The following is a 13,648-nucleotide window of genomic DNA, read 5'->3' as shown; positions in this document are numbered from 1 at the left end:
GGGCGGCGGAAGCAACCGTCAAGCATCTGCTGATGCCGGTACGGCATGAGGTCGGTGCCGATCGGCCTGAACCGGACCGCGCGCGGCACGGCCGCACCGCCGCCCGCACCCTACAATGGGCGCATGCAGATCGGCCCGTACACCATTGCCCCCAACGTCGTGCTGGCACCCATGGCTGGCGTCACCGACAAGCCCTTCCGCCTGCTGTGCAAACGGCTGGGTGCGGGACTGGCCGCCTCGGAAATGACCATCAGCGACCCGCGCTTCTGGAACACGCGAAAGTCGATCCACCGCATGGACCATGACGGCGAGCCAGCCCCGATCAGCGTGCAGATCGCCGGCACCGAGCCGCAGCAGCTGGCCGAGGCCGCGCGCTACAACGTCGACCACGGCGCGCAGATCATCGACATCAACATGGGCTGCCCGGCCAAGAAGGTGTGCAACGCCTGGGCGGGCTCGGCGCTGATGCGCGACGAGCAGCTGGTGGCGCGCATCCTCGAAGCCGTGGTCAACGCAGTGGACGTGCCGGTCACGCTGAAGATCCGCACCGGTTGGGACTGCGACCATCGCAATGGCCCGGTGATCGCCCGCATCGCCGAGGCCAGCGGCATCGCCGCGCTGGCCGTGCATGGCCGCACCCGCGACCAGCATTACACCGGCCAGGCCGAGTACGCCACCATCGGCGAGATCAAGGCTGCGCTGCGCATCCCGGTGATCGCCAACGGTGACATCGATTCACCGCAGAAGGCCGCCCACGTGCTGCAGCAGACCGGGGTGGATGCAGTGATGATCGGCCGCTCCGCGCAGGGCCGGCCGTGGATCTTTCGCGAAGTGGCGCACTACCTCGCCACCGGCGAGGAACTGCCACCGCCGTCGCTGGCGGAAGTGCGCGACATCCTGCTCGGCCACCTGCATGCGCTGCATGCGTTCTATGGCGAGCCGCAGGGCGTGCGCATCGCGCGCAAGCACCTGGGCTGGTATGCCAAGGACCGGCCGGAGAACGCCGCCTTCCGCGCCGTGGTCAACCGTGCCGAAGACCCGCAGGGCCAGATCGCGCTGACCACGGAATACTTCGACCGCCTGATCGCCGGGGAACCCGCGTTGTCATCTGCTGCCTGAGCGTACTGCCATGCCGTCGAGTCGAGCTTGCTCGACTGAATTTCCAGAGCCGTCGAGCACGCTCGACGCTACAAGAGCCCGCCCCATGACCCCGCCGATCTCCTCTCCGACCTACCTGCACGGATTTTCCGGCACCGAACAGCAGCGCCTGATGACCCAGGCCCGGCTGCTGGAATCGAGCATCTTCGGCCAGATCGACTACAGCGGCGCGCGGCGCCTGCTGGAAGTCGGCAGTGGCGTCGGTGCGCAGACCGAGATCCTGCTGCGCCGCTTCCCCGAGCTGCACGTGACCGGCGTGGACCTGAGCGAAACGCAGCTGGCCACCGCGCGCGAGAACCTGGCGCGCACGCCGTGGTGCAGCGACCGATACACCCTGCAGCAGGCCGACGCCGGCGAGCTGCCGTTCGAGGCACGCAGCTTCGACTCGGCGTTCCTGTGCTGGGTGCTGGAACACGTGCCTTCACCGGCGCGTGTGCTGAGCGAAGTGCGCCGCGTGCTGGCACCGGGTTCGCCGGTCTACATCACCGAAGTGATGAATGCCTCGTTCCTGCTCGACCCGTACTCGCCGCACATCTGGCGCTACTGGATGGCCTTCAACGACTTCCAGTACGACCATGGCGGTGACCCGTTCGTCGGTGCAAAGCTGGGCAACCTGCTGCTGGCCGGCGGCTTCCGCGACGTGCACACCGAGATCAAGACCATCCACCTGGACAACCGCGAACCGGCGCGTCGCAAGACGATGATCGCGTTCTGGGAACAGCTCCTGCTGTCGGCCGCCGACCAGCTGCTGCAGGCCGGCTCGGTGGACGAGGAAACCGTGGAAGGCATGCGCCGCGAGTTCCGCCTGGTGCAGAACGACCCGAACGCCGTGTTCTTCTACTCGTTCGTCCAGGGCCGCGCCACGGTGTATTGATCCGGTGTTCTGCTGCCGATCGGGGCCGTAGAGCCACGCCATGCGTGGATCCAGTGATCAATGCACGGCGGTGTGGTCGGCCGCGCCCGGCGCCGCCGCCGGCTCCTGCCAGATCCGCTGCCACATCGCCGCCAGGCGGCGACCGGCGTCGGCACGCGCGGCGGGACTGCTGTAGTCCACCCGCACCTGCTCGGGAACGATCGCCCGCCACTGCCCGTCGGCCTGCCCGGCCACGACGAAGTTGAAGGTGTAGTCCGGCTCCAGCCCCATGCGCAGGTCACTCAGCACCAACCGGCCGTCAACCACCTGCGCACGCATGAAACCGCGGTTGAACCACGTCAGCTGCTGCACCGCCGGGATGGCCTGCGCTTCGCGCAAGGCCTGTACGTTGGACGCATGGCCTTCGAACCGCATCGGCCCGTGGTCGGCCACCAGCGAGCGGTCACCCACCACGTAGCCATTGGGCGTCATCGCCACCACCCGCCACAGCAGGGTGTTGAACGGCATCGGTACCGAGAAGCGCGGCGCATCGCCCAGGCCCATCGCGGCCAGGCTCTGCTGTGCGGCACGGTCGACCTGTGACTTGGCGATCAGGCCCCAGCCCAGGTAGCCACTGCTGAGCAGCAGGACCACGCCCAGCACCCTGCCCGCCCAGGGCCGGGCGCGGCCGAACCAGGCCAGCACGCAGCCCAGCAGAAGCCACACCGTATACCCCGGGTCGATGATGAAGACACTGGATCCCATGGTCGGATGCGGGCGCAGCGGCCACCACAACTGGGTGCCATACACGGTGAACGCATCCAGCACCGGATGGGTGACCAGCGCCAGCTGGATCGCCCAGAACCAGCGCAGCGGTGACTGCGCGACGCGGCCATTGCCGAAGCGCTTGAACAGCCACCAGATCAATGCCGCCACCCATGGCAGTACCAGCAGCGAATGACTGAAACTGCGGTGCTCGATCATGTTCGCCACCGGATCGGCTGCGGTGAAACCGAGCCACAGCGCGTCGAGGTCCGGCAGGGTGCCAAGCGCGGCACCAGCGAGCAGGGCCGCGCGGCGATGTCCGGGCGGGGCGATGGCAGCGGCGACGGCGCCACCGAGCACGATCTGGGTCAGGGAGTCCATGGGCCGATGCTAGCGGCTTGCGGGCGGTGCATGTAGAGCCGAGCCCATGCTCGGCTGCGCTTCGTTCGGCGCCACGTCAGCCGAGCATGGGCTCGGCTCTACAGTAGGACAGACGCGGGTTACGCCGCCTGCGACAACCGCGCGCCTGGCAGTTCCACCAGGGTCTGGCCGTTATGGTCGAGCAGGCGCAGCGCACCATCATGGTCCTCGGCCAGTGCGGTCAGGCTCTCCACCCAGTCGCCGTCGTTGGCGTAGACCAGGCCATCGCGTTCGACCAGCGCCGCGCGGTGGATGTGGCCGCAGACGATGCCATCCAGGCCGCGCCGGCGCACGTCGTCCAGCCCGGCCTGCACGAAGCGCTCGATGTAGCGTTCGGCGGCCCCGCTGCGCTTCTTCAGGAACTCCGACAGCGACCAGTAGCGCATGCCAAGCCGGCGCCGTACCGCGTTCAGCGCCTGGTTGCCGGTCAGGATGCGGTAGTACAGCCAGTCGCCGAACTTTTCCTGCAGGCCACCGAAATGGGTCACGCCGTCGTAGTCGTCGCCATGCGCGACCAGCAGCCGGCGGCCATCGGCGGTCACGTGGATGGCACGGCGGCGCACCTGCATGGCCGGCAACATCAGCCCGCACACCTGGCGCAGCGAGGCATCGTGGTTGCCGGGAATGTAGATGATCTCGGTCCCTGCACGGCGCAGCGCGTGCAGGGCCTGGATGACTTCGCTGTGCGACTGCCGCCAGTTGGCGCGGCGATGCGCCATCCACCACAGGTCGATGATGTCGCCGACCAGGTACAACCGCTCGCAGCGCAGCTGCGAGAGGAACCGCGCCAGTTCGGTGGCGTGGCAATGACGTGAGCCCAGGTGCACGTCGGAGACGAACACTGCGCGCCGGTGCGGCGACAGGTTCGCCAGCGTGCTCATGCCGGCGCACCCGCGTCGCGCAGGTAGCGTTTGCGCTTGTTCGGCCGGATCGCGCACAGGTCCACTTCGATCAGGCCGTCGATCGAATCGCTGAAGTCCGGGTCCACGCCGAAGGCGAGGAAGCGCGCGCCGCCGGGTTCGCACAGATCGGTGTACTGGCGGTACAGCGTCGGCACGCCGGTACCCAGTGCGGCCAGGTTGGCCTTGAGCACATCGAACGCGGCACCCGCATCCAGCTCGCCGAAACTTGGCGGTGCGGCGAAGTACTGGAAGGGGCGGTTCGATTCGGCCAGCCCGGCGGTTCCGCCGTAGTAGCGCTGGTAGTAGGCCACCAGCTGCTCGCGCGCATCGCGCGGCAGCGCTGCGCTGATCGAGACCGCGCCGAACAGGTAGCGGATGCCCGGCCGGCACTGCAGGTAGGCGCCGATGCCCTGCCACAGGTAGTCCAGGCTGCGGCTGCCCCAGTAATCGGGCACCACGAAGCTGCGGCCCAGCTCCAGGCCCTCGGCAATGTGGGTGATGGCATCGTCGGAATAGCGGAACAGCGACGCGCTGTAGAGCCCGGACAGGCCGTGCCGGGCCAGGGCCTGGGCGCCGCGCATGATGCGGTAGGCACCGGCAATGCGCTGCGCCGCCGCGTCCCAGATCACGATGTGCTCGTACTGCGGATCGTAGGCGTCCAGGTCGCGGCTGCGCCCGGTGCCCTCGCCCACCTGGCGGAAGGTCAGCTCGCGCAGGCGGCCCAGTTCCAGCAGCAGCGGTGAATCGGCGGTACAGGTCGCCAACAGGATCTGCTTGCCATCGGCGGTCTGGCCCAGCTGGGTGGCCGCAGCAATGCCGGCGGCGACCTGCGAAGGCGGCACCGGAGACGCCAATGGCTCGGGGCCTGCGCACGCAGCGGCATTGCCGGCCGCGCCGTTGCGGCCCAGCGCGTACAGCGCGCGGCGCACCGCCAGCAGCTGTGCGCCCGGGTCACCGCCCTTGCCCAGCTGCATCGGCTCGCCGATGCTCAGCCGCAGCGGGCGGCCACGACGGGCGAACATTTCGCGCGCCAGCAGCGCGGTGCCGGCCGGCTTGAACAGGGTCGAGGCGCCGTAGAACAGCGCCGAGTTGCGCGCTTCCACCCGCACCGGCAGCACCGGCGCAGCGGCCGCGCGGGCAAAGCGGACGAACCCGCGCTGCCAACGGCCATCGCGGATGCCGCGCAGCGACAGGCGCGAGACCTCGCCGGCCGGGAACACGATCACGCACTGCTCGGCGGCCAATGCTTCCTCCACCGCATGCAGGCTGCCGCGCCGGGCCTTGCCACCGAGGATGCGCACCGGCAGCAGCAGGTCCTGCAGCGGCGCGATCGCCCCCAGCAGATCGTTGGCCACGATCCGCACGTCGCGGCGGATACGGCCAACCGCGTCCAGCAGTGCGAGCGCATCCAGTGCCCCGGAGGGGTGGTTGGCGACGATCAGCAGGCGGCCGGTGGCCGGGATCCTGGCCAGCGCGGCCGGATCCACCTGGTACTGGCCGCCGATGAATTCCAGGCCGGCGGCGACGAAACCGAAGCCGCGCAGTCCTGAGCTGCGCTGCAGGAAGGCTTCGATCTGGTCCAGGCGCGACCAGCGCCCGACGCTGCGCAGCAGCGGCCGCGCCAGTTGGCCGCGACGGCCATGGAACCAATCGGGGAAACGTTGCTGGAGACGCTGTTCGAGTTCCTGCATGGCGGATCCACTGATGCCCGGCGGCCGGATTGGCCGACAGCCTGCGCCCGGCAGGCGGCAGCCAGATGGCGGTTTCGGGGCAGAACGATGACGGCCGGCCCGCCTTCGCGGCGAGGTCGCCGCCTGCGCGGTCGGGGCCGGCAGCCGTCCCGTCTGTTGTCACGCTGGTGGAACACTGGGCCTCAAGGCTGGGCCCCAATCCCCAAGGGACGGCCCCTCCAGGCCTACGCGGGCTTAACCACCGGCAACCGGCACAGGTTCACAATGCACAGGCGGCGCACCCCGTGTATCATGCGCGCCCATCTTTCCATCCGAATCAAGGGATATTACGCCTGATGTCCAGCTATCTCTTCACCTCCGAGTCGGTCTCCGAAGGCCATCCGGACAAGGTTGCCGACCAGATCTCCGATGCGGTGCTGGACGCGATCCTGACCCAGGACCAGCGCGCCCGCGTGGCCTGCGAGACCATGGTCAAGACCGGCGTTGCCATCGTGGCCGGTGAAATCACCACCAGCGCCTGGATCGACCTGGAAGCGCTGACCCGCAAGGTCATCACGGACATCGGCTACGACAGCTCCGACGTCGGTTTCGACGGCGCCACCTGCGGCGTGCTGAACCTGATCGGCAAGCAGTCGCCGCACATCGCCCAGGGCGTGGATCGCAAGAAGCCGGAAGAAATGGGCGCTGGCGACCAGGGCCTGATGTTCGGCTATGCCACCAACGAGACCGACAGCTACATGCCGGCCGCGATCCACCTGTCGCACCGCCTGGTCGAGCAGCAGGCCAAGATCCGCAAGAAGAAGAACTCGCCGCTGTCGTGGCTGCGTCCGGACGCCAAGAGCCAGGTCACCCTGCGCTATGAAAACGGCGTGGTCTCGGCCATCGACGCCGTGGTCCTGTCGACCCAGCACGCCCCCGGCATCAAGCAGAAGGACCTCATCGAGGCCGTCCGCGAAGAGATCATCAAGCCGGTGCTGCCGGCCAGGTGGCTGCACAAGGGCACCAAGTTCCACATCAACCCGACCGGCAAGTTCGAGATCGGTGGCCCGGTGGGCGACTGCGGCCTGACCGGCCGCAAGATCATCGTCGACACCTACGGCGGCTGGGCCCGTCACGGTGGTGGTGCCTTCTCCGGCAAGGACCCGTCCAAGGTCGACCGTTCGGCAGCCTACGCGGCCCGCTACGTCGCCAAGAACGTGGTGGCCGCCGGCCTGGCCGACCGTTGCGAAGTGCAGGTCTCCTACGCCATCGGCGTGGCTGAGCCGACCTCGATCTCGGTCACCACCTTCGGCACCGGCAAGATCAGCGACGACAAGATCGAGAAGCTGATCCGCAAGCACTTCGACCTGCGCCCGTACGGCATCATCAAGATGCTGGACCTGGTGCACCCGATGTACCAGCAGACCGCGGCCTACGGCCACTTCGGCCGCAAGCCGAAGGAGTTCAGCTACCTCAACGGCGAAGGCGAGACCGTCAACGCCACGGCCTTCTCCTGGGAGAAGACCGACCGCGCCGCCGCCCTGCGCGCCGATGCGAAGCTGAAGTAAGAAACACGAAGGGCCGCTCACGCGGCCCTTCTGCTTTCTGGTAGAGCCGGCCGCTGGCCGGCTTTTTCATGGCCTTCGGGAAACAATCGCGTGATTGCCGGCCAGCGGCCGGCACTACCCGGTTGCCGATACAATCGCCGCATGTCGACCGAACTGAAAACCCACCAGCTGTCCATGACCGTGCTGATGTCGCCGGAGATGGCCAATTTCTCCGGCAAGGTCCACGGCGGCGCCATCCTGCGCCTGCTCGACCAGGTTGCCTACGCCTGCGCCAGCCGTTACGCCGGCAGCTACGTGGTCACCCTGTCGGTGGACCAGGTGATGTTCCGCCAGCCGATCGCGGTGGGCGAGCTGGTCACCTTCCTGGCCTCGGTGAACCATACCGGCACCTCGTCGATGGAGATCGGCATCAAGGTGGTGGCCGAGGACATCCTCAAGCGCAGCGTGCGCCACGCCAACAGCTGCTTCTTCACCATGGTGGCCGTGGATGAGGAAGGCCGGCCGACGCCCGTCCCGCCCCTGCAGCCGGCGACGTCCGACGAGAAGCGCCGCCAGGCCGCCGCGCAGATCCGCCGCCAGCTGCGCCAGGAAATGGAACAGCGCCATCTGGAACTGCTGGCATCGAATCCGCCGTCACCGGAGGAATGAGGTAGTGCCGGCCGCTGGCCGGCAACCTCGCGCGCGCTGCCGGACATCATGAGGTTGCCGGCCAACGGCCGGCACTACCATTGCGAATTCGCCGGGCCATGCCCGGCGGATGCGGATCAACCGGTGTTCTGCACGCCCTGCGCAACACCGTTCACGCAGGCCACCAGCGCGCGCAGCAACCCGTCATCCTCGCGCCCGCTGGCCCGCCAGCGCTGCAACAGGTCCACCTGCAGCACGCTGATCGGATCGACGTAGGGATTGCGCAGGCGGATCGACAGCGCCAGCCGCGCATCGTGGTCGAGCAGCGTCCGCTGGTCCATCAGCGCCAGCAGCCAGTGCCGGGTGAGTTCCAGTTCGCGCTGCACCTGCGGGAAGAAGTGCCCGTGCCGTTCACCCGACAACAGCGAAAACTGCTCGGCGATGGTGATATCGCCCTTGGACAGCACCATCGCGATGTCGTCCAGGAAGGTGCGGAAGAACGGCCAGTCCCGCGCCATCTCGCGCAGGGTCTGTTCGTGGCCGGCAGCAACCGCCGCCTGCAGGCCACTGCCCACGCCGTACCAACCGGGAATCACCGCGCGCGCCTGGCTCCAGGCGAACACCCAGGGAATCGCACGCAGGTTGCCCAGCGCGGCGTCCTGGCCGAGCCGGCGCGATGGCCGCGAGCCCAGCGTCATGCGTTCGATCACGTCGATCGGCGTGGCGGTGCGGAAGTAGTCCATGAAACCGGCCTGGCCAACGAACGCGCGATACACCTCGCTGCTGGCCGATGCCACCGCGTCCATCACCGGTCGCCACTCATCCTCGCGCGGCTCGGCGGCACGCGGGCGCAGGCTGGCACGCAGCACCGCACCGGTGGCCTGCTCCAGCGAGCGCAGGGCCAGCGCACGGATGCCGTACTTGCGATGGATCACCTCGCCCTGCTCGGTCACCCGCAGGCGGCCATCGATGCTGCCGCGCGGCGATGCGTCCACCGCGTGCGTGGTCTTGCCGCCACCGCGGCTGATCGAGCCGCCACGGCCATGGAAGAAGGTCAGGCGGATGCCGGCCTCGGCCGCCACCTCCAGCAGCTCCACCTGTGCACGCTGCAGGCCCCAGCGCGATGCGGCGATGCCACCGTCCTTGCTGCTGTCCGAATAGCCCAGCATCACCATCTGCACGTCATCGCGCGCTTGCAGGTGCGCGCGATAGATCGGGTCGGCCAGCAGATCACGCAGGGTCGCGGTGCCGCGCTTGAGGTCCTCCACCGTCTCGAACAGCGGCGCGATATCCAGCGGTACTGATCCGTTCTCTTCCACCAGGCCGCCACGGCGCGCCAGCGCCAGCACCGCCAGCACGTCGCTGCGGTCATGTGCCATCGAGATGATGTAGCTGCCCAGTGCATCGCCACCATGCCGCGCACGGGCATCGGCCAGCGCGGCGAACACGGCGTCCAGTCGCCGGTTGCCTTCGTCGTCGCCCTTCGGCAACGGCGCGTCACCACTGGCATGCGGCGCCAGCAGGCGTGCGCGGCCCAAGGCATCCAGACCGTCCCACGCTGCGTCGCCGCCCAGCACCGTGGCCAGCGCGCGCGCGTGCACGCTCGATTCCTGGCGCACGTCCAACCGCGCCAGGTGGAAGCCGAAGGTCTTCACCCGCCACAGCAGGCGCTGCACGGCGAAGCCACCGGCATGTTCGCCGCGGTTGGCGCGCAGGCTGTCGAGGATCAGCTGCAGGTCGTCGATCAGTTCGTCCGGGCCGGCGTAGGCGCCCTCGCCATCGTCCAGCGTTGCCTGCAGGCGTGCGCGCATGCGGTCGTTGAGCAGGCGGTACGGCATGTCGGCATGGCGCGGGCGCGACTGCACCTGCGGCAGCAGCTGCTGGTAGTGCGCCACGCGCGCCTGCAGCGCCTCGCTCACGCCCACCCGCTCGGTGGACTGGCTGAGCAGGCTGGCCAGCTGCAGCAGTTCCTTCTGGTAGCGACCCAGCACGGCCTGCCGCTGCGCGTCCAGCGTAGTGCGGATGGTGTGGGCATCCACGTTCGGGTTGCCGTCCATGTCGCCGCCCACCCACGTACCGAAGCGCAGCAGGCGCGGCAGCGGCAGTTCTTCGCCGTAGGTATCGCGCAGCGCCTGCTGCAGCGATTCGTACAGCACCGGGATCACCCGGTACAGCACCTGCACCAGATAGAAGCCGACGTGCTCGCGCTCGTCATCGACGGTAGGCCGCACCGGCGAGGAATCGGTGGTCTGCCACGAAGCGGTCAGCGCCATGCGGAAGCGCGCAGCATCGGCGGCCGCTTCCCCCGGCGTGCGCTGGCCGTCGAGGTTGTCGACCAGGCTGGCCACCATCAGCTGCTCTTTCTCCAGCAGCGCGCGGCGCACCGCTTCGGTCGGGTGCGCGGTGAACACCGGTTCGATGTCGATGCGCGGCAGCCACTGCGCCAGCTCATCCAGGCCCACGCCCTGCGCCTTCAGATGCTGCAGCGCATCCTGCAGGCCGTCGGGCTGCGCCCCGGCGGTACCGGCACGCTGGTAATCACGGCGGCGGCGGATGCGATGCACGCGCTCGGCGATGTTGACCACCTGGAAGTAGGTGCTGAAGGCCCGCACCATGGTCTCGGCCTGCTGCGGCGTGCGCCCGGCCAGCCCTTCGGCCAGCTCCGACAGGGGCGCCTGGTTCTCGCGGCGGGCAATGGCGCGGGTGCGCACGTCCTCGACATCGTCGAGAAAAGCGGCCGAAACCTGTTCGACCAGCAGGTCACCGACCAGTGCGCCGAGCCGGCGCACGTCATCGCGAAGCGGAAGATCGGGGGAAGCAAACTCGATGCTGCTGCGGTACTCGTTCATCGGCGACGCACAGGCCTCGGTCAACGGATCCAGACCCCAAGCCTATCCCAGATCGGGCGTCGTGCTGCGATGCAAGAATGGTTTCATCTGCACGTATCCATGGCGGACGCAGCCGAGCATGGGCTCGGCTCTACAAGCGTCATGGCGCGTGACACCGTGTAGCGCCCGAGCCCATGCTCGGGCGGCGGCGCAGCCGCACAGGCGGCCGCTGTTGCAGCGGCCACCCTCATGCACGTATCAGCGCTTCTTCTTCGCCGTGCCCTGCTCGGCCGGGCCGATGGTCTGCTCCAGCCAGCGCTCGCTCTCGGCCAGCATGGTCATGATCGATTCGCGTGCGCGGTAGGCATGCGATTCGTTGGGCAGCATCACCAGCCGCGCGGTGCCACCCAGGCCCTTCACCGCCGCGAACATGCGCTCGCTCTGGATCGGGAACGTGCCGGAGTTGTTGTCGTCCACGCCGTGGATGAACAGGATCGGATCCTTGATCCTGTCGGCGTAATTGAACGGCGCCATCTTCTGGTAGACGTCCTGCGCCTGCCAGTAGTTGCGCTCCTCGGCCTGGAAGCCGAACGGCGTGAGCGTGCGGTTGTAGGCGCCGCTGCGCGCAATGCCCGCCTTGAACAGGCGGGTGTGTGCCAGCAGGTTGGCCGTCATGAACGCACCGTACGAATGGCCACCAATGGCGATGTGATCGCGGTCGGTCACGCCACGCCGCACCACTTCATCCACGGCCGCCTGCGCATTGGCCACCAGCTGTTCGATGTAGGTGTCGTTCGGCTCCTTGTCGCCCTCGCCGATGATCGGCATCGACGGGCTGGCCAGCACCACGTAACCCTTGGCCAGGAACGCCTGCGGACCCCAGTAGCTGACCGCATTGAAGCGATACGGCGAATCGGTCACCTGGCTGGCCGCGGCCGCGCTCTTGAACTCGCCCGGGTAGGCCCACATCAGCAGCGGGCGCGGGCCGTCGCGCTTCGGGTCGTATCCCGGCGGCAGCAGCAGGGTCGCGGTCAGGTCGACGCCGTCCTTGCGCTTGTAGCGGATCTGCTCCTTCTGCACACCCTTCAGCTGCGGCAGCGGATGCGCGAAATGGGTCAGCGCGCGCGGTGCGCTCCCAGCATCGACCAGCGACTGCACGTAGAAGTTGGCCGGCTCGTCCGGGCTCTCGCGGCTCAGCAGCAGCGAACTGCCCTGCTTGTCCAGCAATGCCACCGGCAGCGCATAGCTCGGTGCCTGCGAGTGGAACAGGCGCGTTGCCTTGCCCGTGGCGATGTCGAAGCGGTCCACGAACGGACGGTCGCCTTCCGGCGAAGCACCGGCGCCGGCCAGGTACAGGCTGCCGCCATCGGCGCTGGTCTGCAGCAGCGAACGGCCGCGCTCGTCGCTGGCCCGCAGCGGCCGGCCCGGATCGGCGTAGCGGTCCTGCGCATCGCGATCCCACAGCAGGCGCGGTTCGGCGCTGGCATTGTCCGGGGCGATCAGCCAGGTCTTGGTCCTGCGGGTCTTCCACCACGATTCGGTCAGCAGGGCCAGGTCGCCACGGCCCCAGCTGATACCGGCCAGGCGGCTGCCCAGCTGGGCCAGCGTCACCGGCGGTGTGTCGAACGGCGCGGCCTGCATCAGCACCGCATCGCGCACCTTGGCATCCCTGTTCGGGTCGCCACCATCCTGCGCTTCGGCCCAGACCAGGGTCGCGTCGGCATCACCACGCCAGCCGATGTCACGCACGCCGGTCACTTCGGCGTCGTTGCCGGTCGGCAGGCCTTCCACCAGCGGACGCACGGCGACGGTATGCACCAGCTTGCCGCTGGCACGGTCGATCACTTCAATGCGGCGCGGGAAACTGCTCACCGGCACCACGTAGGAATACGGGCGCTGCACCGGTTGGCGCAGCACGAAGCGGCCATCCGGCGACACGGAGAAGCCCATGAAGATCCCGGCCGCGCCGATCGGGCGGGTGCTGCCATCCAGGCTGACTTCCACCGGCTGTGTGGTGGCGTAGTAGTCGAACTGGCGCGCGTCAGCCTCGTTCTTCAGCAGGTCCTGGTAGGTACGGATCGACACCACGCCATCGCCCCGGCGGGTCTGCTGCACGGCCGGGCCGGTCGGGATGCCGTCGGTGGCCGGGGCCGCACCGAGGTTGGCCGGGCGGGTGAACACCACCAGCCCGCGGCTGTCCGGCAGCCACTGGTAACCGCTGCCGATCACCGTGTTCAAGCCGGCAACCAGGCGGCGGGCGCTGCCGGCGGCCACGTCCACCAGCCACAGTTCGTTGGCGCCGCTGGTGGCGTCGACCTGGTTGAAAGCGAGCCACTTCTGATCCGGAGACCACATCAGGCTGGCGATCGACAGCGTGGCCGGCAGGCCGCTGATCTGCCGTTCCTTGCCAACGGCCACGTTCATCAGCCACAGCTTCTCGCCGAAGCTGAAACGGCTGTCGGAGAACGTGCGCGGGTTGATGCGCAGGCCGGCCAGCTTCAGTTCCGGCTGCGCCACCACCCGGATCGACGGCAGCGACGGCATCTGCATCAACGCGGCCATGTCGCGGCGAGGCGACAGGTGCAGCGACGGCGCGCGCGGTGCGTCGACCACCGCCTGCAGCGCCGCCGAGGGCAGTTCGTAGCCATTGGCACCCTGCGCCTGTGCTGCAGCGGGCTGTGGGGCCAGCGCCCAGGCCAGCGGGGCCACGGCCAGCAGTCCCATCGACAGGACCAGGCCGGTCCAGCGCCGCGTACGGCGCGCGTGCATGCTCATCGTTCTACCTGCGTGATGCGTGAAAGCACCGACCTTAACAGGCCGTGCACGCGCCCCCATCTGCCGATGGTTGGGTCATCCG

Annotated in this window: 9 protein-coding genes; 4 read left to right on the top strand and 5 right to left on the bottom strand. The window is 68.5% G+C overall.

Annotation, left to right across the window (positions count from 1 at the left end):
• Window positions 1-123 precede the first annotated feature (123 nt).
• Window positions 124-1,119, top strand: a complete 996-nt coding sequence (dusB, locus tag AC5P8F_RS09545) for a tRNA dihydrouridine synthase DusB (RefSeq protein WP_046428891.1) — start codon at window positions 124-126, stop codon at window positions 1,117-1,119.
• 85 nt (window positions 1,120-1,204) lie between these two features.
• The gene (locus AC5P8F_RS09540; RefSeq protein ID WP_005415318.1) at window positions 1,205-2,032 is read left to right on the top strand and encodes a class I SAM-dependent methyltransferase; all 828 of its coding nucleotides are present in this window, start codon (window positions 1,205-1,207) and stop codon (window positions 2,030-2,032) included.
• A 57-nt stretch (window positions 2,033-2,089) separates the two neighbouring features.
• Here AC5P8F_RS09540 and AC5P8F_RS09535 read toward each other — a convergent pair whose 3' ends face one another.
• The 3 genes from AC5P8F_RS09535 to olsF all read right to left on the bottom strand — a co-directional run bounded on the left by AC5P8F_RS09535 (window position 2,090) and on the right by olsF (window position 5,789).
• Window positions 2,090-3,157 (bottom strand): metal-dependent hydrolase, encoded by a 1,068-nt coding sequence (locus tag AC5P8F_RS09535; protein ID WP_478409408.1) that lies wholly within the window; start codon window positions 3,155-3,157, stop codon window positions 2,090-2,092.
• Window positions 3,158-3,276: 119 nt separating this feature from the next.
• A complete protein-coding gene (locus AC5P8F_RS09530) occupies window positions 3,277-4,077 on the bottom strand; it encodes a UDP-2,3-diacylglucosamine diphosphatase (protein WP_005412268.1) in 801 nt (266 codons plus the stop codon).
• Window positions 4,074-5,789 (bottom strand): bifunctional ornithine lipid synthase OlsF, encoded by a 1,716-nt coding sequence (gene olsF, locus AC5P8F_RS09525; RefSeq protein WP_014645963.1) that lies wholly within the window; start codon window positions 5,787-5,789, stop codon window positions 4,074-4,076. The genes AC5P8F_RS09530 and olsF overlap by 4 nt, the downstream gene beginning before the upstream one ends.
• 335 nt (window positions 5,790-6,124) lie before the next feature.
• Here olsF and metK point away from each other — a divergent pair, with 335 nt between their 5' ends.
• The gene (gene metK / locus AC5P8F_RS09520) at window positions 6,125-7,336 is read left to right on the top strand and encodes a methionine adenosyltransferase (protein ID WP_495220007.1); all 1,212 of its coding nucleotides are present in this window, start codon (window positions 6,125-6,127) and stop codon (window positions 7,334-7,336) included.
• A 141-nt stretch (window positions 7,337-7,477) separates the two neighbouring features.
• A complete protein-coding gene (locus tag AC5P8F_RS09515) occupies window positions 7,478-7,984 on the top strand; it encodes an acyl-CoA thioesterase (protein WP_010481883.1) in 507 nt (168 codons plus the stop codon).
• A gap of 116 nt (window positions 7,985-8,100) precedes the next feature.
• Here AC5P8F_RS09515 and ppc read toward each other — a convergent pair whose 3' ends face one another.
• Window positions 8,101-10,812, bottom strand: a complete 2,712-nt coding sequence (ppc, locus tag AC5P8F_RS09510) for a phosphoenolpyruvate carboxylase (RefSeq protein WP_329857992.1) — start codon at window positions 10,810-10,812, stop codon at window positions 8,101-8,103.
• Between the two features lie 237 nt (window positions 10,813-11,049).
• Window positions 11,050-13,566, bottom strand: a complete 2,517-nt coding sequence (locus AC5P8F_RS09505; RefSeq protein WP_495227993.1) for a S9 family peptidase — start codon at window positions 13,564-13,566, stop codon at window positions 11,050-11,052.
• Between the last annotated feature and the right edge of the window lie 82 nt (window positions 13,567-13,648).

It is taken from the genome of Stenotrophomonas sp. YJH_SMC_69, from assembly GCF_059370495.1.
Note: the sequence above shows the minus strand (reverse complement) of the source record. Positions and strands in the feature narration are given on the sequence as shown.

Coding starts and splice junctions, on each gene's coding strand:
- dusB (WP_046428891.1), top strand. CDS start 124: ATGCAGATCGGCCCGTACACCATTGCCCCCAACGTCGTGCTGGCACCC.
- AC5P8F_RS09540 (WP_005415318.1), top strand. CDS start 1,205: ATGACCCCGCCGATCTCCTCTCCGACCTACCTGCACGGATTTTCCGGC.
- AC5P8F_RS09535 (WP_478409408.1), bottom strand. CDS start 3,157: ATGGACTCCCTGACCCAGATCGTGCTCGGTGGCGCCGTCGCCGCTGCC.
- AC5P8F_RS09530 (WP_005412268.1), bottom strand. CDS start 4,077: ATGAGCACGCTGGCGAACCTGTCGCCGCACCGGCGCGCAGTGTTCGTC.
- olsF (WP_014645963.1), bottom strand. CDS start 5,789: ATGCAGGAACTCGAACAGCGTCTCCAGCAACGTTTCCCCGATTGGTTC.
- metK (WP_495220007.1), top strand. CDS start 6,125: ATGTCCAGCTATCTCTTCACCTCCGAGTCGGTCTCCGAAGGCCATCCG.
- AC5P8F_RS09515 (WP_010481883.1), top strand. CDS start 7,478: ATGTCGACCGAACTGAAAACCCACCAGCTGTCCATGACCGTGCTGATG.
- ppc (WP_329857992.1), bottom strand. CDS start 10,812: ATGAACGAGTACCGCAGCAGCATCGAGTTTGCTTCCCCCGATCTTCCG.
- AC5P8F_RS09505 (WP_495227993.1), bottom strand. CDS start 13,566: ATGAGCATGCACGCGCGCCGTACGCGGCGCTGGACCGGCCTGGTCCTG.